The following is a 24464-nucleotide window of genomic DNA, read 5'->3' as shown; positions in this document are numbered from 1 at the left end:
ATGAACGCAAGATGTGTCCGCCCGAACACATATACTTGTTTTTCGTTAGGAACGCGTGTTCGTATTTTACGCTATACTACACCCTAAAGGAGGGCCATGGAAGAGGAACGCACCTATATCTGCATCGACCTGAAGACGTTCTACGCCTCGGTGGAGTGCGCGGCGCGCGGACGCGACCCGTTCACCACCAACTTGGTGGTGGCGGATCCCGATCGTGGGCCCAATACCATCTGCCTGGCCATATCGCCCGCCATGAAGAAGCTCGGCATCCGCAACCGCTGCCGCGTGTTCGAGATTCCCCAGGGCGTGGACTACATCATGGCGCGCCCGCGCATGCGGCACTACATGGAGGTCTCGGCCCGCATCTACGGCATCTACCTGGAGTACGTGAGCGCGGACGACGTGCACGTGTACTCCGTGGACGAGTGCTTCATAGACGCCACGCCCTATCTCAAGCTCTACCACACGGACGCCCGCGCGTTCGCGCTCGAACTCATGGGGGCCGTGCGCGCGGCCACGGGCATCTACGCCACCGCGGGGATCGGCCCCAACCTCTTCCTGGCCAAGGTGGCGCTGGACGTCACGGCCAAGCACGTGAACGACGGCATCGGCGTGCTCGACCAGGAGAGCTTTCGCCAGCTCATCTGGCCGCACCACCCCATCACGGACATCTGGGGCATCGGCCCCGGCATCGCAAACCGCCTGGCGCGCTACCACGTCTACGACCTCGCGGGGGTGGCCGCGCTGAACGAGGAGATCCTCTATCGGGAGTTCGGGGTGGCCGCGGAGTACCTGATCGACCACGCGCACGGGCGCGAGCCCTGCACCATCGCCCAGATCCACGCCTACCGCCCCGCCGCCACGAGCCAGACCTCCGGGCAGGTGCTCTCGCGCGACTACGGCTTCGAGGAGGCACGCACGGTGCTCCGCGAGATGGTGGACGCCAGCGCGCTCGATTTGGTGGAGCACGGTACGGTGGCGAGCGTCATCTCGCTCTCCGTGGGCTATGGGTCGGGCCCGGCGCCCTCGGGCGCGGAACCAGCCTGCGTGGACGCCTCGCGGGCGAGCGCGCAGGACGACACGCTGCTCCTGGACCGGCGGGCCCGTGTGGCGGCCGCCGAGGGGGCGCGGGCGGCGGGGGCCGTCTTTCAGGGCGAGCACGGCACCCGGCGGCTCATGGCCGCGCGCTTTGGCCACGGCGGCGGCCAGCGCAAGCTCCCCGGCCGCACCAACTCGCGCCGCAAGCTCTGGACGGCCTTCGACGCGCTCTTGCACGAGACGGTGGACCCCGCGCGGGCCATCCGCCGGGTGAACATAGGCTTCGGCGACCTCATGCCCGAAGAGTTCGCCGACCTGGACCTCTTCACCGACGTGGCGGCCGAGGAAGAGGAGCACCGGCTGGCCGAGACGGTCAACGCGGTGAAGGGGCGCTACGGCAAGAACGCGCTGCTGCGCGGCACGAGCTTCCGCTCGGGCGCCACCGGGCGCGAGCGTAACGAGCAGGTGGGAGGGCACCATGCCTGAGTACACAAAAAACGGGCGGCCCCGCGCAGACCGGGCCGCCCAGTTCATGCCGTTCGCCGCCCTCACGGGCTACTACGAGCTCGCACGGGAGCAGGAGCGCGTCGTCGAGCCCCGGAGGGAGCTCACCGAAGAGGCCGCCGAGACGCTCTCACGAGAACTCGTGCAGGTGCGTCGCGGCGACCTCATCCGCGTGACGTTCTACGACCGAGACGGCTACGTCACGCGCGCGGGCGTGGTGGCGGGCGTGGAGACGGTCTTCCACCGCCTCAGGCTGGGAACGCGCTCCATACCCTTCGATGACATCTGCGCCATCGAGCGCCACGCCGAAAGCTAGGTCCTAGGCCAGCTTCTCGCCGAGCGCGCGACAGTTGGCAACGCCTTCGTCGTCGGGGGCGTCGTAGCAGATGAGCGTATCCACCACGTTGACGCCGGCCTCGTCGGCGTCGGCCTTCCAGTTCTCCATCCACTCGCCGTCGGCCCACTCGTAGCTGCCGAAGAGCGCCACGGGCTTGTCGCCCAGCTCGCCCTTCACATCATCCCACATGGGCTGGAACTCGGTGTCCTCCAGCTCCTCGGAGCCCATGGCGGGGCACCCGAAGGCGATGGCATCGTAGTCGCCCAGCTTGCCGGCGCTGAAGTCCGAGCACTGGATGATCTCGGCTTCGCCGCCCTTGCCGGTGACGCCCTCGGCCACGGCGTCGGCCATGGCCTCCGTGTTGCCCGTGCCGCTCCAGTACACGATGGCTACCTTGCTCATATCCATTCCCTTCTGTTCGGCCGCGCGTTGTTACGCGGCATGGATACCAAAGAGTTACGCGGCGCAGGCGGCAAGCTCCGCCAGCCCCGCGCCCCGTGCGCGCTGCTCGCAGCAACGCTCGGTACAGGTTTTGATCCGCTCGAAGAGCGCGAGTGCCCCCGCCGGATCGGCGTAGACCTTCCACTGCCCCATGAGGATGAAGTCGCGACCCTCGTGCTCCATGAACCCGGCCACGTCCGCATAGGGATAACCCAGGAAGAAGCCGATCTCGTGCGGGAATCGCGCCCGGCACGAACGGGCGGTGCAGGGGCAGTCGTGCTCGGCGTCGTGCGCGGCCACGGTGAACTTACCGCGCGCCTCCAGGCGCTCGGCCAGGAGGTCCAGGCACGCATCGAGGTCGTTCACGCGATAACCCTCGCCCGCGAGGGGCATGGCCGCCCGCGGATCCGCCAGATAACGCGCAAGGGAACGGGGCCGGTACACGTACACGAGCGCACCGCAATGCCGCCAGACGAGCACGCGGATGAGCACGCCCGAAGCAGCGAGCTCGGCGCGGCAGGCGTCGAGTGCGTTCAAGAAGGCTTCCCGCCGGGAAAGGACGGCCGCGCGCTCGCGAGCGCCGCCCACGAAGCGACCGGGAAAAGTGAAGAGGCTCGCGGGCTTGATGCCGGCGAGCGTGGGCGCGGCGTTGCGCACGAGGGCGTCCGCGATGGAATCGACGTCGATGCTTCTCGTCATCAGGCCTCCCCTCCCCAGCCGTGTTCCGGCTCCGCCATGTAAGTTGACTGCGGTTAACAGTTAACTAGAGATAACTTACTCGGAATCGCGCAGCGGTCAAGCGGAGAAGTGAGCCTTTGGAAACTTTTTATGTACCAATAGGAGGAGCGAGTATAGTGGTTTCGCCCAAGCGGAAACCAGAGGGAGAGGAAATAGCGATGAGTGGCATCTTCACACCGGGAAACATCATCGTCCTGGCAATCGTGCTCGTGGCGCTCTATTTTGGCGGGCGCCGCATCATCGGGAGCTTCAGGGGTCAGAGCTGCTGCACCGACGCAGACGACCGCCCGCATCCCAAGCAGGTGAAGGTCGAGGACACCGACCTTTCCCACTACCCCTACGAAGCGGACATCATGGTCAACGGCATGAGCTGCGCGAACTGCGTGAAGAATGTGACCAATGCGCTGAACGCCATTCCCGGCACACTCGCCAAGGTGAGCCTGGAGGACAGCGTGGCCCACGTACACGCCAAGCAGCCGATCGACGAGGCCGTTTACGAGCAGGCTATCAAGGACGCCGGCTACTACGTGCCGCATCTTTAGGCAATAGGCTGCAAGGCGCTATGGCACCCCGTCCGCGTGGCGCACCCCGCAGCGAACTGAGAAGACCTCGGTGGGAAACCGCGGGAACGGGCGACGGAAAAGGGCACATCGCAGCCGATGCGCCCATCTTCGTTTTGCCCGTTCCCGCGGTTTCCCACCGAGGTCTTCCAGTCTCGCGAGGACAGCGCCATGCGGACGGGGTGCCGAAGCGCCTGGGACGCGGATTGACCCCAGCCCAGCCTACAGCGCGCTGCGGTAGATGGCCCGCGCGTCGTCGAGGGTGAGCTTCTGGAACGTCCCGAACTCCTCGCCGCGAGTGAGGCGCAGACCGGGGATCAGGCGCTCGATATAGGGTGCGCACACGCCGAGCTCCCCCAGGGTGCGATTGAAACCTGGTATCAGGAATTGATATCGTTTACTTGAAATCCCGTGTTCCGTGGTATCGTTTTTGCGCAGAAAGGAGTCGATGACCCGTGCCCGCGACCATCCAGAGACGCAATACCCGCCAGCGCCAGCTCGTGCTCGACGCTGTTACCGGCCGCTGTGACCACCCCACGGCGGAGGAAGTCTACACCGAGGTGCGCCAGCGGGACCCCAAGATCAGCCGCGGCACCGTCTATCGCAACCTCAACCTGCTCTCGGATGAGGGAACCATCCTCACCGTGCACGTTCCCGGCGGAAATCGCTTCGATTTGCGAACCGACAACCACTCCCATGTGATGTGCCGCCGCTGCGGCGCCGTTGTGGACGCGCCCGTTACCTACAACGCGCATGCCGACAAGGAGGCCGCCCGCGCCACCGGCTACGTGGTCGAGAGCCATGGCACCGTCTTCCTCGGACTGTGCCCCAACTGCCGATAGCCGGTAGGCAACCGGCTGGCTACCACCCAGCATCCCGACCCGCAATCCAAACCAAACAAGAAAGGGAGCCTTGCGAGAGGCTCCCTTTTCATCACGTCAACCGATCGGGCGCGGTGCCCAAGGATACGACGCCCTAACCCCGGCGCTCCTCGATCTCGGCCTTGATGTCAGCGATGAACTCGCCTAGCTCACGCTGGACGGTCTTGTTGGAGCGGTCGCGCACGGAGATGTTACCGGCCTCGACCTCCTGCTCGCCGATGATCAACATGTAGGGCACGCGGTCGATGCTGCGGGCCTCGCGGATCTTGAAGCCGATCTTCTCGTCGCGGTCGTCAACCTTCACGCGGACCTTGGCGTCGCGCAGCTCAGCCGCAATCTCATGCGCGTAGGGACGGCTCTTCTCGGATACGGGCAGGACCTTCACCTGCAGCGGCGAGAGCCACGTGGGGAACTTGCCCGCATACTCCTCGGTAAGCATGCCGATGAAGCGCTCGAAGGAGCCAAAACCGGCGCGATGGATCATGATGGGCTGCTTCTTGGTACCGTCCACGTCCGTGTACTCCAGCTGGAAGTTGTGCGGCAGCTGGAAGTCGAGCTGGATGGTCCCGCACTGCCAGGTGCGGCCCAGGCAGTCCTGCAGGTGGAAGTCGATCTTGGGGCCGTAGAAGGCGCCGTCGCCCTCGTTCACCGTGTACTCGACGCCCATGGCCTCGAGCGCGGCCTTGAGGCCGGCCTCGGCGTTCGCCCAGTCCTCGTCGGAGCCCATGGAGTCATCCGGACGGGTGGAGAGCTCGACCTTGTAAGGGAAGCCGAACTGCGCGTAGTAGGCGGTGATGAGATGCGCCACATCCGTCACCTGCTCGGTGATCTGGTCCGGGCGGATGAACAGGTGCGCGTCATCCTGCTGGAACTCGCGCACGCGGAACAGGCCATGCAGCGCGCCCTTCAGCTCGTGACGGTGGTCGATACCGGCCTCGGCGAGCTTCATGGGCAGGTCGCGATAGCTGCGGGGCTTCATCTTGTAGATGAGGCAGGCGCCCGGGCAGTTCATCGGCTTGATGGCGTAGTCCTCGTCATCGATCTTGGTGGTGTACATGTTGGCCTTGTAGTGGTCCCAGTGGCCGGAGGTCTCCCACAGGGTGCGGGAGAGGATGATGGGCGTCTGCACCTCCTCGTAGCCGAACTTGGACTGCATCTCGTGCCAGTAGTCCATGAGGGAGTTCTTCACGATCATGCCGTTGGGCAGCCAGAACGGGAAGCCGGGACCGGCCTCGTTCATCATGAAGAGCTCCATCTCCTTGCCGATCTTGCGGTGGTCGCGGCGCTCCGCCTCGGCGAGCATCTCGAAATACTTGTCCATCTCGTCCTTGGACGCGAAGGCCACGCCGTTCACGCGGGTGAGCATCTTGTTGCTGGAATCGCCCTTCCAGTAGGCACCGGAGACGCCCGTGAGCTTGAAGGCCTTGAGGGCCTTGGTGTAGGTGATGTGCGGGCCCACGCACATGTCGATGTACTCACCCTGCTGGAAGAACGTGATGCGCGCGTCCTCGGGAAGGTCGCCGATGTGCTCGACCTTGTACTTCTCGCCGCGCTCCTCCATGAGCTTGATGGCCTCGGGGCGAGACAGCTCGAAGGTCGTGAACTTGAGGTTCTCCTTCACGATCTTCTTCATCTCGTCCTCGATGGCGGGCAGGTCGTCGTCGGAGATCTTGGTGCCCTCGGGAAGGTCGATGTCGTAGTAGAAGCCGTGCTCAGTGGCGGGGCCATAGGCAAAGTCGGCCTCGGGGTACAGGCGCTTGATGGCCTGCGCCATGATGTGGGCGGCGGAGTGGCGGACGACGTGCGTGACCTCGTCCTCAGGCAGCTCGGCTACGTGCCCGTCGTTGTAGAGCGCTTTCATATGATGCTTCCTCCCATGGATGTATGCTGCGCGATCGGCTGGCGGCGGTTGGATAACGAAGAACAGAGAACCCGCCCTCCCCTTTCCGGGGCGAGCGGGCGCGAGACAGCATGGACGACACCGGGGCTACCCGGCGCGGACCACGCCTACTGGATGTGAGTTCGGCAGTACGGGCAAACCTTCCAGTGCGCGTCGAGCGGCTTATGGCAGCTGGGGCAGACGTTGCGCACCTGCGTGTTGCACACGGGGCAGACGATGAAGTCCTTCTCGATGGTGGTGCCGCAGTTGGGGCAGGAGCCGAACTGCGCCAGCTGATGCTCGCGCAGCGCCATGTCGAGTTCCTGCTCCTCGCGATCGCTCTGGTACGAACCGGGGCGAAGCGCGATATAGGCGATCAGACCCACGAAGGGGATGATGGAAACCAAGCCCCATGCCCACCAGGCCTGCGCACCGCGACGGCGGGCGTCGATGAACACGTAGACGATGGCGAGCAGGTACAGAGCCACGATGAACGCAATGAACAGATAGAGCGCGCCCATGAGCTGCGGAGACATGAGCTCCTGGATGTACTTGGACATAGTGCCTAGAACCTTTCCATAGCGAATAACCGCTTGATTCTAGCGCATCAGCTGATGGGAGACCATAAGAGCACCAAACCTGCGATAATTTGGGTTGGTTTGGCCCGGTCGGCCCAGGAGAGAGGCTGCTACGGCGTAGCATGTAACGTGGATGCCGACTGTCCGTCATCCGTCTGCTCTGAATGGATTAGTTCTCGCTAAACGGTATTTTCTATTCCGTTTTACTATTATTGTTGTAGTTTTACAGCCAGCCTGAGTGGAGGATGCCTTGATTCGATTCGAGCGGGTCGCACTGCGCCATTTCAAGAACATCGACCAGGGCGAAATCTCGTTCCCCCATACCGACGACCTCGAAAATTCCCTGCCCTCCATTATCGGTATCTACGGCCAGAACGGTTCCGGCAAGTCATCCGTCGTCGAGGCGTTTGCCCTGCTCCAACGCCTCATGTCCGGTTCGAGCCTTCCTTCGCAGGCGGCCGATTACTTTCAGCCCGGCGCGGACTCCTACAAGATCGAGCTCCAGATTCGCCTGACCGATGCCGATGACGCCTCCTCTGGCAAGCAACAATTCGACTATCGCCTGATCTACGACGTTGAAATCGCCCGGAGCGCCAATCCACAACGCTCCCAAAACAAAAACGCGGCCACGTTTCGAATCTCCCACGAGCGCCTGCGCATCAAGAACCTCCTCGCGCAAGAGAGCCTCCGCACGCTAATCGCGCTCTCCGCGTCCGATGACCCCGCACTCAGCACCTCCCTCTCCCCCACGGGAGATTGGAAGTCGCTCTTCACCGGCAGGTCCGATGACCGCTCGCAACTCATGGTCCAGCTCGCCCTCGCAAACGAGCGCTCTTCCTCGGGCATCTTCTCTTACAACGTCTACGCGATTGTGGAGCGAGCACTTTCGGAGCAAGCACGCAAGGGCACCAACATGAGCAAGAACACCCTGGCGGCGCTTGCTCACCTGCACCACTATCTCCTGTGCGTGCCGGCGCTCGCCCTGAACGCCTTGGAGAACATGGACGTCATCTCCACGTCCGCGCATGCCGAGGTTTCGCTCAACTTCCTACACGTCCAGTCGCGCCATGCCGACTATTGGGGCTCCGAGCCCGATGGAATCAGGCTCGACCTGCTTGCCGCGAACACCCTGGACCTCAAGACCTTCGAACGCCTCAAGCAAACGATCGGCGCCCTGAACGAGGTTATCGGCACGCTGGTCCCTGGCCTCTCCCTCATTGTTCAAAACCACGGCCGACAAGCCCTCGATAACGGCGAGACGGGCGTGCGTGCGGAGCTCTTCTCTCAGCGAGGCTCGGCGCTCATCCCCTTCCGGTGCGAATCCGAGGGCATCAAGAAAATCGTCTCCATCTCCACGTTGCTTGTGAATGTCTACACGAACCCCTCGGCGTTTCTCGCCATCGACGAGTTCGACTCGGGGATCTTCGAGTACCTCTTGGGGCAGATCGTCGAGACGTTCAGCAAGTACGCGAAGGGCCAGCTCCTCTTCACCGCGCACGACCTGTTCCCGCTCGAGAAGCTGCCCAAGCAGTCCGTCGTCTTCGCCACGTCGAGCCCTTCCGACAAGTTCATCACGTTCACGAACATCCGCAAGACGAACAACCTGCGCGACGTGTACCTGCGCGCCATAGAGCTCGAGGACGGGCCTGCGGCGATATACAACAGGACCGACCGCTATGAGATGGACAATGCCTTCTACCAGGCGGGACAGGCGCTGAAGCCCCAAGGCGTCGATGACAATGAGTAAGAGGCCGAACGTCGTGCTCGTCATCGTGGAAGGTCCGACGGAGGAGCTCACCCTGGGTCTCGTCTTCTCCCAGCTGTTCCGCGCCATGGGCAGGCTGCATTTTGAGGTCGTCCACGGGGATCTACTGACCCAGCAACGATTCTGCGTCACCCCTGGCGGCAACGCAGAATCGAAACGGGTTGACGAATGGGTTCGCAAGGGGATCCTTGATTACCTTCAGGGCCTCTCACCGAAGATTACCTGGAACGACCTGGCGTGCATCATCCAGATCACCGACACGGACGCCGCCTTCGTCCCCGAGGAGCTCGCACCGGACCATCTCGTGCACAGAAACGAGATCAAGCGAGGGAACGCACGGATCCTCGCACGCAAGAGCGCGTTCACATTTAAAAAGCGCACCGTGCCTTACTCGCTCTACTATTTCTCGCAGGATATGGAGGACGCCCTACACGGCATCCATGGCAGCGAGCTCACGCCCCACAAGAAGGAACTGCTCGCGCGCGCATTTCAGCAGCGATATGCGAGAGACTTGGAGGGATTCCGTACCCTGCTGGAAGAGCTACTCCCCTGCCAGAAGTTCCGTGATTCTTGGGAGTACATCTTTGAGAACGGCAACTCGATGAATCGAGCCTCGAACCTCGCGTTGGCGTTCAGGAAAGCAAACAAGGCGTCGGCGTAGCTCTCACACGGCCTCCTGCGGCGCCCGCGCGGCAAGCTCGTAGATAAGCGGCTCATTGTCGCGAATCAGACGCTCCAGTAATTCGATGCCAGCGTCCGTAAAGCCCTCGAATGCACCAACCTAGTTGAGATAGGAAAACCTATTTCGGGGATCGCGCCGCTCGTCTTCTACGGCAAGAATGGTCACGAGTCGATGGTCATCGTCAACACAGTAGTAAACGCCATAATGCCCGCAATAGAACACCCGAGAGGGCACCGACGGCTGGGCGGCGGGGTAATACGGGTCATACTCCATGCCATAGCGAGGAAAGACACAAAGTGTGTCGATTAAATCACCAATGCGGCGATACACCCGTTCAGGCTCCACCCGGGCATAGCCGTAGAGGGCCTCGTCGGTCATTTGGATCTGGAACGGAGCGTCCTCGCTCCCACTAGCCGGCACGACGCTCAGCCCTCATTCGGTCGACGTCTCCCCTAGCCTGGGACCAAGGCCTCACGCGACCATTGGCGAGGTCGTCGTATCCCCGCGCAATTGCGCGCGAGATACGCTCCTCATGGCGCAGGACATCCTCGACGATGGAAACCTTCTTATCGAAGGCCGCCGCATCCATGACGACAAGGGAGGCGGATCCGTTTTTGGTAAGGTACACGGCCTCACCCGTTTCGTGGCAGAGTTTGCTCACCGAACCAAGGTTGCGTTGGAGGTCTGAAACGGGTTTTACAACGGGCATATGCACTCCCTTCATGAGATTCTTCATAGGATTATACATAAGTTCTTTTGTAAAAGAATGGAAGAAATGGGGCGGGACAACTTCCCAGACGAGACGAATCGATTGCGTCGGAACTGTTGCTGCAAACACCCCCACGGTGACTTCCCTATCGTAGGCATTGTCATCGAGGATCAAGCGACTCGAAGGGAAGGCTATCTCCCCGCCGGACTCCAAGCGCGAAGACGACCGTGAACCACAAGGTGAGCACCGCCATGAGCGCCAGGTAGATCCACGAGGCGCCGTCCACGCCGGCAAGGCCGACCGCCCAGGGCGAGAGCACGGCGGCGAACACAGCTACCACGACGTAACCGGGAACCAGCAGCCCCTGCCGGCGCATGATGGTGATACCCATGGTGAGCAGGGTGGCGAGCGCTAAAAACCCACCGCCGGCAAGCAGGATCAGAAGATCGACCCGGTACGGAGACAGGTCCGCGTTGTACAGCGTCCCCAGCACGGGGATGCCGCAGATCAGGGCGCCGAGGATGCAGACGAGCGTGATGCCCACGATGATGAGCGCCTGCACGCCGAGCCGCCGGGCAAAACGACCGGCGCGCCGCGTTTCCCAATCCTCGGCGAGCGAGGCGATGATGGGGTTGTAGACAAAGCTCGCGAGCAGCCCCACCACGAAGACCGGCATGGCGATGTAGCCGAAATAGGCCTGAGCGGCATCGTCCATGGCGGCATCGATGGCGTACTTGGGAGCATTGCCGATGTAGAAGAGCAGAAACGCCGCAAGAAAGACCGGGAAGCACTCGCGCAGCAGCGTGGCCGTCTCGCGCCACACGGCACGCAGGCCCTCCCCCGTCGATCCGTCCGCCACCGGCAGGCCGAAACGACGGGCCCAGAGTGTCTCCCCCACAAAGAAGAGCGCGGTGAACGCCGTGGTGATCGCAAGCGGCATGAGCAGCGAGCGCATGGCGATGATAAGCCCCGCAAAGACGACGATCAACGTGCCCAGGCGCGCCGTGATGACCTTGGACGCCACATCCAGACGATCATGCTGCTGATAGTTGCCGTGGAACACGTCCTCGAGCGCATCCACCGCCTTGAAGAGCAGCATGACCGCGACCGTCGCCGTCTTCTCCGTCGACCATCCCACCGAGACAGCGCACCCCAAGGTATAGGCCCCGCCCACGACGAGCATGGCGAACGTGGAGACCGCGCGGGCGCGCAGATAGGCCGAGAACGAGAAGCGGGCGCGAACGTCAGAGACCTGGTAGTTGCGAACGCCGTACTTGCCCAAGTTGAGGAAGAGGTTCGCGTTGGCGTACGCGAGCGTAAAGACGCCGGCCGTGGCAATGTCACACACCCGGGTGAGCACCATGAGCATGATAACGGACTGGAATGCCATGAGCAGACCGCCCACGGTGTTCCAGACATACGCCGAGCGCCGCCGACGCGATTCCTCTGATTCAGGCACCGCCCGATTCCGATCCGGGTTGAGTTTTCCAGCCATCACTCGTTTCCGTTCAAAAGCGTTCTCAGGTCGGAGACGAGCCTGGTCTGCAGCCGCTCGGCCGCGTCCTGCGTGGATGCCTTCGCGAACACGTAGCCCTTGACCTTGGGCTCGGTCCCGCTCGGTCGCACGAGCACACGGCTTCCGCCCGTGAGCCGGAACTCGAGCACGTTCGACGCCGGCAGGGTCTGCACCCCCTCGTCAGGCCTTGGATTGACCACAGGCATCTCAGCGCCGGCCAGGTAATCTATCATCCGTTCGACCCCGAGCCCTGCGAGCGAGGCGGGAGGCTGGGTGCGCAGGCCGGCCATCAGCGCCGCCATCCGCTCCGGTCCGTCGGCTCCAGCATACCGGATGGAGACCTGCTCGTTACCCCAATGGCCATAGTCATCGTAGAGGCGTCGCATATCGACGTACAAATCGGATCCGCGCTCCTTGGCCTCAGCTGCCAGTTCGCAGATGAGCAGACAGGATATCATGGCATCCTTGTCGCGAACGTGGGTCCCAGCAAGGTAACCATAGCTCTCCTCAAAGCCCATGAGGAAGTCGTCCTCCCTGCCCTCCCCTTCCAGCAGGCCGATCTGTTCGCCGATGAACTTGAAGCCGGTGAGCGTCCGGCGGAGCTCGATTCCGTGCGCCCGGGCCAGGTCATCCGCCATGGGGGCCGAGACGATGGTCGTCATAGCCACAGAACCGCTTCGGCGGGACCGGCGCGCCAGCCAGTCCAACAGCAGCAATCCCACCTCGTTGCCGGTCAACAGCTCGTAGCTGCCCTCGTGGAGAACGGCCACGCCCACACGGTCTGCATCGGGATCGGTCGCGAGCACCAGATCGGCCCCACGCCTCTCGCCGAGGGCGACGGCGAGCTCTAGCGCAGCGCGCTCCTCCGGGTTCGGCTTGGGGCACGTGGGGAAGTCCCCGTTTGCCTCCGCCTGCTCGGGCACGACGGCAAAATCGGTCACGCCGGCTTCGCGCAGCACGCGTGCGACCGGCTCGGCGCCGGTTCCGTTCAACGGGGTATACACCACGGAAAGGTTCGACAAATCCTGTCTAGCGCGAAACGACACGGTCGCGTTCACGTAACCATCCAGTAGCTCGTCATCGATCCAACTCACCGCGCCCGCATCCAGCGCGGTTTCAAAGGGCAGGGCACGCACATCGTCGAAGGGGTCCACCTTGAGAATAGCACCCTGAATGGAGCGGCACGCCTCCGTGGTGGCCTGACAACCATCCGGCCCATATACCTTGTAGCCGTTGTACTCCTTGGGATTGTGTGAAGCCGTGAGCACGATACCAGCCGCACAGCCAAGCCGACGCACCGCGTAGGAGAGCACGGGGGTTGGCTCCAAATGCGGGAAAACCAGAGCATGAATGCCGTTGCCGGCGAGAACCGAAGCAGCCCGGCGGGCGAACTCCGCGGAATGATTGCGCGAGTCGTACGCGATGGCAACGGACGTGCCGACCGCAGAACAGTCGGCGAGCAGCCAGTTCGCGAGCCCCTGCGTCGCCCGACCAACGGTGTAAACGTTCAGCCGATTGGGACCAAGTCCCATCAAACCGCGCAGTCCGCCGGTACCAAAGCTCAAATCACGCGCGAAAGCGTCCGCCAACTCACCCGGCTCGGCTTTGAGACCTTCCAGCGCCCGAGAATCGGCCACCTCGGCCAAGCGCAACCAGCGATCGTAGGTGGAAACGATGCGTTCATCCATATTCAAAGCTCCTGTAGATAATTCCAGCCACCACATCATACGCGGGCGGCGCGCAAAGACAACGCGTTACCGAGAGAGACGGCGAGAAAGCCTACCGCCCAGCCAGCGGTACCCCTCCCTGAGGGCACTCAGATAACCCAATCCCAACTCGCTCATAACCAGGCCGGGCCAATGCCAGTCGTTGTAGGCGAGCTGGACAATCGCCTGGCCGAGCACCAGGCCCCATGCCCCCAGGCCAAAAACCCTGATGAGCACTATGGAGCAGAGGATGCCGCAAACGGACGCGAGGACGTACGCCCGCACGTAGGGAATGCGGTTCGTGGCGACGATTAGGGAGCAGAACGCGGAATACTGCTGGAGGAGGCAGGTATAGACCGCCAGCGCCACGAACATCCACGCATCCAGCGATACCCCGGGCTTCACCAGGGGGAGCAGCGGATACACGACGAGGATCACGCCTCCGATTCCAACGATGGCGCACGCCCAGAAGACGCTGAAGCCACGCTCGACGATCTCGCGCATCTTCGCCACATCGTCCCGCGTGTACGCAGATTGATAACTTGGATAGAACGACGATATGTAGGCGATGCAGACGCTCCCGACTGCGTTCGCGAGCTGCAGCTGGAGCGAGTACGTTCCCGTCTCCGCAAGCCCGAGGTAGAGCGAGCACACGATGGACGAAGCCTGGGTAGCAAAGTAGAGCGACAGCTGAACCAACCCGTCGCGGACGGCAAGGTGCGAAACGCTGTCCAAGACAGATTTGACATCCCCTCGCGAGACCTTCCCGCCGAGCGTCCGCGCGGACTCGAGCAGCTTTTCATGACGCCTGAGTTCGACCTTCGCGAAGGCCCTCAGCAGGATACCATTGAGCAGAAAACCAATCGCTGCCCCCATGAGCCCCAGCCCGATGACGCAGAGCAGGGCAGTCACAACCAGCTGGGACACCTTGGCGAACGTCTTGGCACGGCTCTCCCCTGCCACGTCACCGAACCCGCGCAGGAACGTGATGGTCCAGAGATAGTAGAGGTTGAGGAAGATGGAGACGCAGAAGACGCCCCAGGCAAGCCAATGGTCGAGCCCCTCCAGGTCGCTCGTAATGGAGGCGACGTAGACGCTGCCGAGCGTGACGGAGATAAGCAGTGCCACGAGCGCGATGCCGGCATAGATAAGCTTGGATGTCTTGAGGATAGAAGCGAACAGATGCCAATCGATCTCATCGCCGCGCTCGGTCTTCCCCTCGCGCGAGAGCGAGGAGACGCCGCTCAGGCAGTAGACGATGTTGCGCGCGAACGTGGGGCTGAAGCCAAACTCAAACAGCAACGTGAAGTTGCTCACCGCCAAAAAGGCGTACCAAAGACCGAGCTCGTCAGCAGAGAGGAATGCCAAGAGAATCGGCAGCAGGATGAAACCGCTCCCCATGGACACGATCGTGCCCACGTAGTTCCAGATGACGTCGCCTCTACGAGCCTGCAAAACCTCGCTAATGGTCAAGCACCTCCTGGTAGAGATTGGCGTGGGAACGGGCTACGCGCTTCCAGCCGAAGTCAACATCGCGGTCGTATCGCGGAATCTCGCGCTTCTGCTCCGCAACGATCGCCTTCTTGATGCCCTCCACATCGTTCGTATCGAGGAACCGAACATCATGGAAGGGGAAATCGCCCTTGGGGGCGGAAGTGACGACCTCGATCCCCTCCTGATAGGCCGCTAAGAAGCTGCCGTTGCGCACAGAGGCACCGTGGTCGGTGGGAAGCAGCGCGTAGTCGGCCGCACGAAGATAGAGGCCAACGTTCTCCGCGGGCAGGTAGCCGGTCGTGATGACGTCGTCCGTGAGCCCAAGTCCCTTGATGAGATTCAGCGCCTCGGCCTGGTACCCGTTCGCCGGATCGAGCTCCCCCACGAGCAGGAGCTTGGTGCTCAAGCGCTCGCTCCCCTTGAGCTCCGCCATGGCGCGAAGAATCTCGTGGAAATGCTTGCTCGGCAGCACGAATCCAAAAAACGCTGCCACCGTCGTACCTGGTCCGGCCAGTGAGGCCCTGAGCTGCTGCACGTCAGACGCCGAGCCGGCGAACCGGGAGATGTTCGAGCCAATGTGGATGAGATGCACCTCGGCTCCGGCGGGCAAATACTCCAGAATCGCGTCGCGCTCCTGCTCATCCACGGCAACAACGGCATCTGCGGCATACAGACTGGGCAACTGCCGCACATGGCCGAGTGGGCCGTAGCTAGAAAACTCGTGAGCCGTGTAGACGAAAGAGAGCCCGAGGAAGCGAACCATCCAACCAACCAAGCTGATGCCCAGGGACCGACCGTAGGCGACGGTCGGGTATTCAACATGCACCACGTTGCATCCGGCGCGCTTGGCCCCAATCAGCGTCAACGCGAGTGCGATGGGATTCTTCCAGCCCCCCGAAAGACGCAGACACCCGTCGGCATCGAACCCCACGCCGCCAGATCCGCCGCGAACCACCTCAAGAACCCGCGTTCCCTCCAAGCGCAGCTCCTGCGCGAGCCGGCGGCTGTAATCCGTCACCCCGCAGCGAACCCCGGGCTCGTCCCCGCCCATGAGGCATATGCTCATGGCCGTCCCCGCCACCTGCTCGGCGCGCGACGCACGAAGGTGCCGTACCCAATGGGAGCCGCCCACGAGAAGACACATGGTAGCCAGACAGGCGTAGAGCTCGATCGTGCCCGACGAGCAGGTCAGCGCCGAGAACAAGGTGCGAACGAGCACGAGCAGCAGGGATGCGTCCGCCGCCGGGTGCACGATCCCTCCCCGACCTCCCCGGCCCAGGATGAACCTGCGATAAATCTGCTCGCTCTTGAACATGAGCAGCCCAAGCACCAGGGCGAGCGCGAGGATTCCCAGAATCCCAAAGTTGAAATAGGACTCAAGGAACCATCCGCCGCGCAGGCCAAAATGCGTTTGGCGAATTCCGGCTAGCGTATGGGCACTAAACCGTCCCCATGACCAGGTCTGACGGAACGCGCTCAGCGAAGAGGGGACGAATCCGAGAAGCCCCGCGAGGTACGTGAGACCGTGGACGAACGAGCTATCAGTACGCTCTGCGAAACCCTTTAGGAGGAACGCACCATCGCGGATGTCGCTGAACGTGTTGCCGTCAACGACCTCCTGTGCCATGCGCGCGATGCCGCCGAGACCCTCGCCCGAGCGCACGGTCTGGATCTCCAGCCCCAGCACGAGGACGCCCACGCAAGCGACGCCGATCAGCAGCGTGCTCCAACGCCTTACCAGGCCGCGCCTCTCCACCGGCCTGCCGGCGCGCAGCACCTGGTAGGGATAGCTGATCGCATATACGAGCACGGGAGCGAGCGTGTTCTGGAGCATCCCCCCGCGCGTGCCGGAAAGGAGTTGGAAGAACAGCACCGCCAGAAAACCGAGGAGCCCGCGCCGTTGCGACACGAAGCGAAAACCATAGTACACGCCCATAAACTGCATGGCGAAGAGCATGGCCTGGTACACGGGAGAGATCGAGGACTGGTAATAGAAATCACGGTCCCCGTTGAGGAGCGGGAAGGTTCCCCTGTTAAATATCAGGCAGATCGCGGTGAACACAGCGATCGAACCAAGCGTGACGAATCCCGCCACCCGCGCGTCGACCCGTGGCATGACGTTCAGCACCCGATTACGGCCCAGCTCGGCCCCGCTGTTCCTCTCGCGCACCGTCTTGAAGAGCAGGAAGCCCAGGAACACCACCGTGCCCAGCAGGTTGATATTCAGTGACTGCGCCAGGTACGCGCGCATAGACGCTGCGTCGTAAATCCACACCGAGGCCCACGTGCCGTCCTCAAGATAGAAGAACGGGCTCAGGCAGAACGCGACGGCGGCAAGGAACATGGTGACGTTGAACGGCGAGACGATGTACCCGTATCGCACGAAGGTGGTCGCCAGATAAGCGACGAACAGCACCGCGCTCGCGAGCGCGAGAACCGCGCAGAGCGTCCACGAATCTAACATGCAAGACACCTCCCGACCGCATCAGAAAACCTAAGTGCGGAGATATCCCAGCCAAAGCGCTTGAGCACATCCCCCGGCTCGTCAACGGGAGTGCTGAAGAGCACCTCTACGTCTTCGCAGGGGACATGGGGGTCGAGGTAGTGCGCCGAGGAACCGTAAACCTCATGCATGACCTCAGTGTCGGAGACTGCCACGGGTGCCCCGCACGAGAGCGCCTCGAGCGGCGGAATGCCAAAACCCTCGTAGAACGTTGGGAACAGGAATCCGCGACAGGATGCCATAAGGGCCTTGGCCTCGCTATCGGAGACAAAGCCGGGATAGATCACGTTGTCCGCCCGGGGAATACCGTGCTCGCCGAACACGCGGGGATCCATGCCGCCCGCAATGACGAAGGTGTAACCCCGGTTCAGGCGCGCCGTCTCCGCGATCCAGCGCAGGTTCTTGTTGGGGGACAACGTGGACAGCGCGAAAAAGTACCCACCGGGCACGAGACCCAGCTTGCCCAGGATATCGGGATCGGCACCCACACGCTCCATGTGCTGCCAGGCGCAGGGAACCACCTCGACCTTGCCGCGCGCGGCGGGGTACACGCGCTCGATCTCCCGCTTTGAGAACTCGCTCACCGTGAGGATGAGGCGCGCTCGGGGAATCGTCAGGGCGAAGAGCGCCCCATGGTAACGAGCGTTGACAGGAGAATAGAAGCTAGGGTTCACCACGGGCGATATGTCATGGATGATGGTGATGCCGGGGCTGAGCACCGGTGCGGTGTTGCAGGGATAGAGCCCCACGCCCTCGCGCGAGCGCATGAAACATGGAAGCTCAAACTGCTCCCAGCGCTGCCCCGTATGGCGCCCCACACGGGATACGCTCATCGTGCGGTACCGTGGAAAGTCGTTCACCTCTCCCCCACCCGGAACGAGCACCTCCACGTCGAACGAGCGCGGCGTATCGTCCAGACAGCGAAGCAGCTCGCGCACATAGCGCGGTATCCCGTTCACTTCCTTGGTGAGAAAGAGACCATCGATGAGAAGGCGTGGCACGCGTCACACCACCTTTCGCCGCAGGAGGCCGCGGTCCTCCAGGGACCGGCAAACGACCTCGGCGGCTTTGGAATAACTGTATCGGGAAAGGACGGCTCCGGCGTCCCCGACGGGTTCCGCCAGGATCTCATCAAGATCGGGGATCGCAGCCTCGGGGTCCACGTAGTGAACGGCGTCACCAAGGACCTCGGGCAACGCCGTCGCATGGGAGACGACAACCGCGGCGCCGCAGGACAAGGCCTCGAGCGGTGGAATCCCGAACCCTTCATAGAGCGAGGGGAAGAGGAAAGCGCGGCAATGACCCATGAGCCAGCGGCTCTCGCCATCGGAAACATAGCCCAGAAGCAGCATGTTCCCAGGAAGCTCATCCTTGAAGCGCTCGCCGTAGGCGACCTTGTTCAGATTGCCCGCCACGACGAAGAGCGTATCGGGGTTGCGCTTCGCCGCCCCGACCACCCATGGCAGGTTCTTGTTAGGGGCCAAACTGCATAACGTGAAGAAGAAGGGTCGCTCAAGCAGCTCGGGATGAAGGCGCGCCGCACCTTCATCCTCTTTAACATGCAGAATGTGCTGCCAACCGTTGGGAACGACGACCACCTTCTGGGAATCGACGCCAAGGCAAGCGCAGATTTGCTCCTTGGACCACTCGGAAACCGTGTAGAGCACGTCCGCCCTCCTGGCAGCGTAGGCGTAGTTCACCCGATGCCAGGCCGCAGAAAGGCGCGAGTAAAGCGAGGTGAACCACTCGGGATGCTGCAGGTACGCAATGTCGTGGATGAAGACACCCCCCTTGCAGAACAGGGGCGCCGTGGAGCAGATACTCAGGCACCACCCACGCTCGCGAAGGACGTAGCGTGCCAGGGAGGTTTGCTCCCAGGCCGTGCCCGTACGCGAGCCGACGACCCGAATCGAGATGTTCCGGAGATGAAGATCGTCCACGGCATCCCAGGGAACCGCAAGCTCAAGGGGCGTGTAGCAGTCATCGACAAGGGCGTCCATCTCGCGAACGAGCTCCCGTGCCGTGCGCTCCATACCCGTCAAGCGGCGGGACAGGAACAGGCCGTTGATGATGATCTTGCGGGGCGCTGTAACTGTCAAATCAATCCCGCCTCCCCCATCGCGCGCCGCACGTAGGCGCCGAAGCGCTCCTTGAAGCACTCCTCGGAGAGGCCCAGGGCGTGTCGGTGGATACCCTCGACGGAGAGCGCCACGCCGTCACGCTCAAACCGCTCGATGCAGCCGCAGAGCGACTCCGCCGTCTGCTTGGAGAAAAACAGGCCGGTCTCCCCGTCCACCACGGTCTCAAGCGCGCCGCCGCGGCCGAAGGCGAGAACCGGCACGCCGTGCCCCATGGCCTCCACGGGGGTAAGGCCGTAGTCCTCCACGCCCGGGAACAGAAAGGCGCGGGCACCGGCGTAGAGCTCGTCCAGCTCCTCGTCGGAGACGCGGCCGCGGAACTCCACCGTGGGACCCGCGAGCGCTCGCAGGTTGGCTTCCTCCTCACCACCGGAACCTGCGATTACGAGCCGGCGCCCGAGCCGGTTACACGCCTCCACAGCGAGGTCGATCCGTTTGTAGCCCACGAACCGCGAGACCACGAGGTAGTAATCGCCCTTGGCCGTGGACGCCGGCAACTCGCCGGGAACGGCCGCGCCGGGATGGATGACCATGGCGTCGCGCCGGTAGAACTTGGCGATCCTCTTCGCCACGAACGCAGAGTTCGCCACGAAACGGTCCACGCGCTGCGCCGCAAGATAATCCCACTGGCGAACCCGGTAGATGAGCGGCGGCATGAAGAGCCGCTTGAAGCCACCCGCACCGGCGAGGTAGTCGTAGTAGAGGTCCCACACGTAACGGATGGGGCTATGGCAGTAGCACACGTGCAGGGCGTCCGGGCGGGTGAGCACACCCTTGCAGCAGCTCATGCATGAGCTGACCACCAGGTCGTAATCGGTGAGGTCGAACGTCTCCCATGCGCGCGGCATAAAGGAAAGCAGTAGCTTGTGATGGGTCCTGCCACCGGGCCACCGCTGGATGTAAGTGGTACGTATATCGAGTCCACGGCACCACGCGGGCGCGCTCCGTTCGTCGTACACGAGCGTGAAGATGGGAGCATCGGGCCACATCTCGTGCATGCAGCGCAGCACGCGCTCGCCACCACCCGAGCCCACGAGCCAGTCGTGAACGAGCGCGACCTTGGGACCGCCCGCCATCACGCCAGCTCCTCAGCCCGCGCGACCAGCGGCTTGATGCCGGCGCTGCGCTCCTTGGCGCAGACGAGGATGCCGTCCTCGGTGGCCACCACCACGGCGTCCTCTATGCCGGAGATGACGATGGGCACTCCGAGCTCGTCGATGACGTGGACGTTTCGGCAGCTGGCATCCACTACCACGGGACCAGCCACGTCGTCGGCCATCTCCTCGCAAAGCGTGTTCCAGGTACCCAGGTCCTTCCAGGCACCTCCGTAGGGCACCACCGCCACGGACGAGGCGCGCTCGACCACCTCGTAGTCAAAGCTGTTCCGCGGGAGCTCGGCATAACGCTCGCGCAGGTCGCGGAAGCCCGAGAACTCCCCGTAGCCGGCAAGGACCTCGAGCGCGTGCCCCACCGTCATGCCAAACACGCAACAGTTCCAAAGCGCTCCGCGGGCAATGAGCGAAGCCGCGGTCTCAGCATCGGGCTTCTCGCGGAAGCTCTCCACCTGCCGGGGCGAGCCCGAGGGGGCGGAGGGGACGATGTAGCCGTACTTCTCGCTCGGGTAGGTGGGCTCCACGCCCAGGAGCACGATTTCCGCCGCCCGAGCCCGCACAGCATCGGCCACGTCGGCCAGACGGTCGTAGTAGGCGTCCTCAACAAAGGAGTCTATAGGCATGACGACCATGGCGTCGTCTTGATCCGCGCCCTGCTCCCAAGCGAGGTGTGCCGCAGCGAGCAGGATCGCAGGCGCTGTGTCGCGTCGCTCGGGCTCAACCACGAGCCCAAAGCCGCCACCAATTTGCTCGGCGAGCATGCTTGCCTGCGAAGCACAGGTGGCCACGGTGACATCCGCACCGGGGAGGTTCCGCCGGAGCTGGGCGTAGGTGCGCTGCACCATGGAGACGTGATTACCGGAATCGTCGCGCAGCACCTTGAGGAACTGCTTGGAGCGGACATCGTTTGAGAGCGGCCAGAGCCGGCTACCCGACCCACCTGAGAGGAGCACGACGTGCGTGCCTCGACCTTTTTTCATTGCGAGCTACCCATCCTTTCCCATTGAAGAAGCGCGTTATTTACCGGTGCCGGAAAAAATGGCACGAAAGGTGCGAACGAAGATGCGCAAATCGAGAGCCACGCTGGCATGTCTCACATAGAAGAGCTCGAGCGCCTGGCGGTGCCCGTTGGCCCAGGTTGCCTCGTTGCGCTCGGTTACCTGCCACCATCCGGTGATGCCGGGCTTGACCGAGAGGAACTCGTCACGCGCGTCACCGAGCTCCAGCGTCTCCTCCTGCGTGACCGGACGAGGGCCGATGATAGCAAGGTCGCCCATGAGCACGTTCAGGAACTGCGGAAACTCGTCGATGGAGTAGCGGCGCAGTACGCGCCCAATCCTCGTGACGCGCGGGTCGTCATCGATCTTCTGCTCCCGGCGCCAGAGGGCAAGCTGTTCGGGCGTCATGTACCGCTCGGGGTGCTCATGGGCGTCCGCGGCCATGGTGCGGAACTTCCAAATCCTGATCGGCGCGCCACCCAGGCCGATACGCGCCTGCCGGTACAGAGAGGCACCGGGAGAATCCAACATGATAAGGATGCTCAGCAAGAACCCAGGGATGATGCCGAGGACCATGATCACCAGTGAGATGCAGATATCAAAGAAGCGTTTAAGGACAAGGTAGAGAACGCCGCCCGGCTTGGGAGCCGGGACGCTGGGATCCGGCGCGGGAGCTCGGTACTCGCCGCGTTCATAACAGGGAGGCGTAGATGCCTGGACATGCGAATCCCCGTCAGCTCGTTCGAACCGTATGTTCTGACTGCTCATCTTATGTTCATTCCCGCGTATCATGGCTAATCGTAACTGCTAGTCCTTGCTGAATCGGTATACCCTCAGGCCGTTGCCGATGACATCCACGCACGTCATCTGAACGTCGCCGTACAGGTTGGTTAAATATTGTCTCATAAGCTCATAGACGTAATCGGATCCGATGACCAGGCGCACGTTGTCGTCAAACAGGTCTTCAGTCGTAGGCGTGCCCTTGAACCCTGCGGATTTGAGCGTGGAATCGAACCAGGGGTATTGGTAAAAGAGACTTCCCCAGTTCGTCTGGTTGACCGGCCATCGCAGGCTCCATACATCGCGAGGAACCGCACCATACCTACCAATAGCAGAATCAAAGATAACCAGCAGGTCAGGATTATTCTCTGCATAGGAGTAGATTGCATCGCCATTCTGCTCGGTAATGGTGAGTTCGTGATAGTCCTCACTCCACGGTCCACATTTATAAACCGTAACGCATCCAGCGGCGCCAATGAAGACAACGAGGGATGCTGGGACCAGCCACATACTCATAGCGCTGCAAACGCGATGACACGCCGTCCGAGCGTCAAGACGAATGAATCGGACAACGGAAATGAGGCCCAAGCCCAGAACCATGAAAAGAACGAGCACTTTGCCGAGACGCGTGGAAGCAAAGAAGAGAACAGCGAGCATCAGGAGCGCCACAGCGTCAAAAGCAATATCAAAAAAACGTCCTCTACTCTCAAGAAACCTGAAACCGTGACCACTTCCCATCAAAGAACCAGCTAAGACTCCCATAGCAGGAAGAATCACAGAAAGAGCAGCTCGATACGGCATGCGCCCGCGAACGACTAGATAGGCTAAAAAGGCAAGGGCAACGATAAAGACCGCGCGAGCCGTGAACCGCACGGAGCGTTCGGCGTGGGTGTTGGCAATGATGAAAAGTAGGACGCACAATCCAACGAAGGGAATAACGACCGGATTTGCGAGATCGGAAAGCCTGGTCTTCAACGTTCCCAGAGGATTGGCCCTAAGCTCCCACAAATACGTTGAATCAGAGTTGGCGACATGTTCAAGTGCCTCAGGGGTCTCGCGCTTGTCCATATAGAAAAACATGGGAACAAGCTTTACCAGCGATTCATCCCAACCAACCGAATCATACAGGGAAGGATTATCTTCATATGTTGCATGGGGATAGTCGGTACATCCGGCAAAAGCCTTAATGGTGGTCTTGACGCTCTTCCACTCCGGAGATGAATACGCACCGACGTGGATACCGAACGCGATCGAGCAAACCATGCATGCGATAAGGAAGTGCAAGGCTATTCGATAATCAAAAGAGACATGCTCAACCTTGTCGACAACAACCTTTATGAACACTGCAAGCCCGCAAAACGTCAAAGCAAGCAAACCGCATTCCATGCGATAGCAAAAAGCCAGCAAAAAGAATGGAACGGAAAACGCCCAAGGAACCAACCGGGTTTTCATCTCATTGTCAAGCCTATTGCCCCGTTTATGTCGGAAGATATTAGCAGCAAAAAGCATCGAGCCAACAGCCGCAGCAACAGACCCAGTTTCAGTAAATTGAACCCGCGAAACAAAAAAAGAAAAAAGACAGAAATCAGTCAATGAAAGTACGAAGAAAGAAAAAACTCCTCTTTCTCGAAAGCGCCTAGAAAAAGATAAAGACAGAAGAGAGAGGTTAAAAAACACTACACTCGCAAAAAGGGAAACATAATGCATGATGCCCCACCAGGGCACCCCCGGAATGCATGCGAAAAGTCGTGAAACGGACCATGTAAGAGAAAAACCAACGAAGGTGACAAAAGCGGAATAATCACCGGAAAGAGATCCAGCCAATGCCATTTGTATATAGCTATCGTCATTAGTGGCGAAAAAAGAAGAAAGAAGAATAACAGTTGCTAGAAAGCTAACGAGCGAAGCAGAAAGAGCGACAGTTAGGTGCCGCACATTCAACGCGGAAAAAGACAATGCTGCGCTATCGCGAATACTACGTCTGAAACTATACATAATGAAGTCAACCGAATAAACTGGAGGATTCTTTGCTCATATATAGGAAAGAAGTCAGCCGTTTCCATTTCTGCCGAATAGATTGGGGATGAAAAAACAACAATACAAAG

23 protein-coding genes are annotated in these 24464 nt (G+C 61.6%); 6 read left to right on the top strand and 17 right to left on the bottom strand.

What is annotated here, in order from left to right:
* Positions 1 to 96 precede the first annotated feature (96 nt).
* Entirely contained in the window at positions 97 to 1524 is a 1428-nt protein-coding gene (locus GDJ97_RS03985; RefSeq protein ID WP_152069924.1) for a DNA repair protein, read from the top strand.
* Positions 1517 to 1858, top strand: coding sequence for a hypothetical protein (locus tag GDJ97_RS03980; RefSeq protein WP_152069923.1), 342 nt, complete (start codon positions 1517 to 1519; stop codon positions 1856 to 1858). The genes GDJ97_RS03985 and GDJ97_RS03980 overlap by 8 nt, the downstream gene beginning before the upstream one ends.
* A 3-nt stretch (positions 1859 to 1861) precedes the next feature.
* Here GDJ97_RS03980 and GDJ97_RS03975 read toward each other — a convergent pair whose 3' ends face one another.
* Both GDJ97_RS03975 and GDJ97_RS03970 read right to left on the bottom strand, forming a co-directional pair.
* Positions 1862 to 2281: a flavodoxin gene (locus tag GDJ97_RS03975; RefSeq protein WP_152069922.1), complete on the bottom strand. Its 420-nt coding sequence runs from the start codon at positions 2279 to 2281 to the stop codon at positions 1862 to 1864.
* 54 nt (positions 2282 to 2335) lie between these two features.
* Entirely contained in the window at positions 2336 to 3019 is a 684-nt protein-coding gene (locus GDJ97_RS03970; RefSeq protein WP_152069921.1) for a DUF3793 family protein, read from the bottom strand.
* A gap of 197 nt (positions 3020 to 3216) precedes the next feature.
* On the opposite strand from GDJ97_RS03970, the gene GDJ97_RS03965 reads away from it, so the two are divergent.
* Entirely contained in the window at positions 3217 to 3600 is a 384-nt protein-coding gene (locus GDJ97_RS03965; RefSeq protein ID WP_152069920.1) for a heavy-metal-associated domain-containing protein, read from the top strand.
* 240 nt (positions 3601 to 3840) lie between these two features.
* Here the strand turns inward: GDJ97_RS03965 and GDJ97_RS09655 are convergent, their stop codons facing one another.
* Positions 3841 to 3963, bottom strand: a complete 123-nt coding sequence (locus GDJ97_RS09655) for a hypothetical protein (protein WP_255445758.1) — start codon at positions 3961 to 3963, stop codon at positions 3841 to 3843.
* A gap of 110 nt (positions 3964 to 4073) precedes the next feature.
* Here GDJ97_RS09655 and GDJ97_RS03960 point away from each other — a divergent pair, with 110 nt between their 5' ends.
* Positions 4074 to 4460 (top strand): Fur family transcriptional regulator, encoded by a 387-nt coding sequence (locus tag GDJ97_RS03960; protein WP_226808805.1) that lies wholly within the window; start codon positions 4074 to 4076, stop codon positions 4458 to 4460.
* 133 nt (positions 4461 to 4593) lie between these two features.
* Here GDJ97_RS03960 and thrS read toward each other — a convergent pair whose 3' ends face one another.
* Together thrS and GDJ97_RS03950 are read right to left on the bottom strand one after the other, a co-directional pair.
* A complete protein-coding gene (gene thrS / locus GDJ97_RS03955; RefSeq protein WP_152069919.1) occupies positions 4594 to 6360 on the bottom strand; it encodes a threonine--tRNA ligase in 1767 nt (588 codons plus the stop codon).
* A gap of 146 nt (positions 6361 to 6506) precedes the next feature.
* Positions 6507 to 6938: a zinc ribbon domain-containing protein gene (locus tag GDJ97_RS03950; RefSeq protein ID WP_152069918.1), complete on the bottom strand. Its 432-nt coding sequence runs from the start codon at positions 6936 to 6938 to the stop codon at positions 6507 to 6509.
* 268 nt (positions 6939 to 7206) lie between these two features.
* On the opposite strand from GDJ97_RS03950, the gene GDJ97_RS03945 reads away from it, so the two are divergent.
* Positions 7207 to 8703 carry an AAA family ATPase gene (locus GDJ97_RS03945; RefSeq protein ID WP_152069917.1) on the top strand — a complete coding sequence of 499 codons (1497 nt, stop codon included), beginning with the start codon at positions 7207 to 7209 and terminating at the stop codon, positions 8701 to 8703.
* A gap of 13 nt (positions 8704 to 8716) precedes the next feature.
* The gene (locus GDJ97_RS03940) at positions 8717 to 9382 is read left to right on the top strand and encodes a hypothetical protein (protein ID WP_152069916.1); all 666 of its coding nucleotides are present in this window, start codon (positions 8717 to 8719) and stop codon (positions 9380 to 9382) included.
* Between the two features lie 120 nt (positions 9383 to 9502).
* Here the strand turns inward: GDJ97_RS03940 and GDJ97_RS03935 are convergent, their stop codons facing one another.
* The 12 genes from GDJ97_RS03935 to GDJ97_RS03880 form a co-directional block, all read right to left on the bottom strand.
* Positions 9503 to 9781 carry a type II toxin-antitoxin system RelE/ParE family toxin gene (locus GDJ97_RS03935; protein WP_152069915.1) on the bottom strand — a complete coding sequence of 93 codons (279 nt, stop codon included), beginning with the start codon at positions 9779 to 9781 and terminating at the stop codon, positions 9503 to 9505.
* A gap of 31 nt (positions 9782 to 9812) precedes the next feature.
* The gene (locus GDJ97_RS03930) at positions 9813 to 10247 is read right to left on the bottom strand and encodes a type II toxin-antitoxin system Phd/YefM family antitoxin (RefSeq protein ID WP_152069914.1); all 435 of its coding nucleotides are present in this window, start codon (positions 10245 to 10247) and stop codon (positions 9813 to 9815) included.
* Between the two features lie 25 nt (positions 10248 to 10272).
* Entirely contained in the window at positions 10273 to 11607 is a 1335-nt protein-coding gene (locus tag GDJ97_RS03925; protein ID WP_152069913.1) for a lipopolysaccharide biosynthesis protein, read from the bottom strand.
* Positions 11607 to 13316 (bottom strand): phospho-sugar mutase, encoded by a 1710-nt coding sequence (locus GDJ97_RS03920; protein WP_152069912.1) that lies wholly within the window; start codon positions 13314 to 13316, stop codon positions 11607 to 11609. Before GDJ97_RS03920 ends, GDJ97_RS03925 begins: the two co-directional genes overlap by 1 nt.
* 66 nt (positions 13317 to 13382) lie before the next feature.
* On the bottom strand, positions 13383 to 14807 hold the full coding sequence (gene wzx, locus GDJ97_RS03915; RefSeq protein WP_152069911.1) for an O-unit flippase-like protein: 1425 nt from the start codon (positions 14805 to 14807) through the stop codon (positions 13383 to 13385).
* A complete protein-coding gene (locus GDJ97_RS03910) occupies positions 14797 to 17292 on the bottom strand; it encodes a glycosyltransferase (RefSeq protein ID WP_152069910.1) in 2496 nt (831 codons plus the stop codon). Before GDJ97_RS03910 ends, wzx begins: the two co-directional genes overlap by 11 nt.
* Positions 17286 to 18332 (bottom strand): glycosyltransferase family 1 protein, encoded by a 1047-nt coding sequence (locus tag GDJ97_RS03905; RefSeq protein ID WP_152069909.1) that lies wholly within the window; start codon positions 18330 to 18332, stop codon positions 17286 to 17288. The genes GDJ97_RS03910 and GDJ97_RS03905 overlap by 7 nt, the downstream gene beginning before the upstream one ends.
* 3 nt (positions 18333 to 18335) lie before the next feature.
* A complete protein-coding gene (locus GDJ97_RS03900; RefSeq protein ID WP_152069908.1) occupies positions 18336 to 19430 on the bottom strand; it encodes a glycosyltransferase family 1 protein in 1095 nt (364 codons plus the stop codon).
* The gene (locus tag GDJ97_RS03895; RefSeq protein ID WP_152069907.1) at positions 19427 to 20545 is read right to left on the bottom strand and encodes a glycosyltransferase; all 1119 of its coding nucleotides are present in this window, start codon (positions 20543 to 20545) and stop codon (positions 19427 to 19429) included. The genes GDJ97_RS03900 and GDJ97_RS03895 overlap by 4 nt, the downstream gene beginning before the upstream one ends.
* Complete coding sequence (locus GDJ97_RS03890) at positions 20545 to 21561, bottom strand: sugar phosphate nucleotidyltransferase (RefSeq protein WP_152069906.1); 1017 nt, start codon at positions 21559 to 21561, stop codon at positions 20545 to 20547. Before GDJ97_RS03890 ends, GDJ97_RS03895 begins: the two co-directional genes overlap by 1 nt.
* Positions 21562 to 21597: 36 nt before the next feature.
* A complete protein-coding gene (locus tag GDJ97_RS03885; RefSeq protein WP_152069905.1) occupies positions 21598 to 22347 on the bottom strand; it encodes a sugar transferase in 750 nt (249 codons plus the stop codon).
* Between the two features lie 39 nt (positions 22348 to 22386).
* Positions 22387 to 24354 (bottom strand): hypothetical protein, encoded by a 1968-nt coding sequence (locus tag GDJ97_RS03880; protein ID WP_152069904.1) that lies wholly within the window; start codon positions 24352 to 24354, stop codon positions 22387 to 22389.
* Positions 24355 to 24464 lie beyond the last annotated feature (110 nt).

It is taken from the genome of Collinsella sp. AK_207A (assembly GCF_902501965.1).
In the GTDB taxonomy this organism is placed as follows: Bacteria; Actinomycetota; Coriobacteriia; order Coriobacteriales; family Coriobacteriaceae; genus Collinsella.
This window is presented reverse-complemented; position numbering and strand designations above follow the sequence as displayed.

What these genes read in the sequence shown, in the direction of transcription:
- GDJ97_RS03985 (WP_152069924.1), top strand. Translation starts at nt 97, where the DNA reads ATGGAAGAGGAACGCACCTATATCTGCATCGACCTGAAGACGTTCTAC.
- GDJ97_RS03980 (WP_152069923.1), top strand. Translation starts at nt 1,517, where the DNA reads ATGCCTGAGTACACAAAAAACGGGCGGCCCCGCGCAGACCGGGCCGCC.
- GDJ97_RS03975 (WP_152069922.1), bottom strand. Translation starts at nt 2,281, where the DNA reads ATGAGCAAGGTAGCCATCGTGTACTGGAGCGGCACGGGCAACACGGAG.
- GDJ97_RS03970 (WP_152069921.1), bottom strand. Translation starts at nt 3,019, where the DNA reads ATGACGAGAAGCATCGACGTCGATTCCATCGCGGACGCCCTCGTGCGC.
- GDJ97_RS03965 (WP_152069920.1), top strand. Translation starts at nt 3,217, where the DNA reads ATGAGTGGCATCTTCACACCGGGAAACATCATCGTCCTGGCAATCGTG.
- thrS (WP_152069919.1), bottom strand. Translation starts at nt 6,360, where the DNA reads ATGAAAGCGCTCTACAACGACGGGCACGTAGCCGAGCTGCCTGAGGAC.
- GDJ97_RS03950 (WP_152069918.1), bottom strand. Translation starts at nt 6,938, where the DNA reads ATGTCCAAGTACATCCAGGAGCTCATGTCTCCGCAGCTCATGGGCGCG.
- GDJ97_RS03935 (WP_152069915.1), bottom strand. Translation starts at nt 9,781, where the DNA reads ATGACCGACGAGGCCCTCTACGGCTATGCCCGGGTGGAGCCTGAACGG.
- GDJ97_RS03925 (WP_152069913.1), bottom strand. Translation starts at nt 11,607, where the DNA reads ATGGCTGGAAAACTCAACCCGGATCGGAATCGGGCGGTGCCTGAATCA.
- GDJ97_RS03920 (WP_152069912.1), bottom strand. Translation starts at nt 13,316, where the DNA reads ATGGATGAACGCATCGTTTCCACCTACGATCGCTGGTTGCGCTTGGCC.
- GDJ97_RS03910 (WP_152069910.1), bottom strand. Translation starts at nt 17,292, where the DNA reads ATGTTAGATTCGTGGACGCTCTGCGCGGTTCTCGCGCTCGCGAGCGCG.
- GDJ97_RS03895 (WP_152069907.1), bottom strand. Translation starts at nt 20,545, where the DNA reads ATGGCGGGCGGTCCCAAGGTCGCGCTCGTTCACGACTGGCTCGTGGGC.
- GDJ97_RS03890 (WP_152069906.1), bottom strand. Translation starts at nt 21,561, where the DNA reads ATGAAAAAAGGTCGAGGCACGCACGTCGTGCTCCTCTCAGGTGGGTCG.
- GDJ97_RS03885 (WP_152069905.1), bottom strand. Translation starts at nt 22,347, where the DNA reads ATGAGCAGTCAGAACATACGGTTCGAACGAGCTGACGGGGATTCGCAT.
- GDJ97_RS03880 (WP_152069904.1), bottom strand. Translation starts at nt 24,354, where the DNA reads ATGTATAGTTTCAGACGTAGTATTCGCGATAGCGCAGCATTGTCTTTT.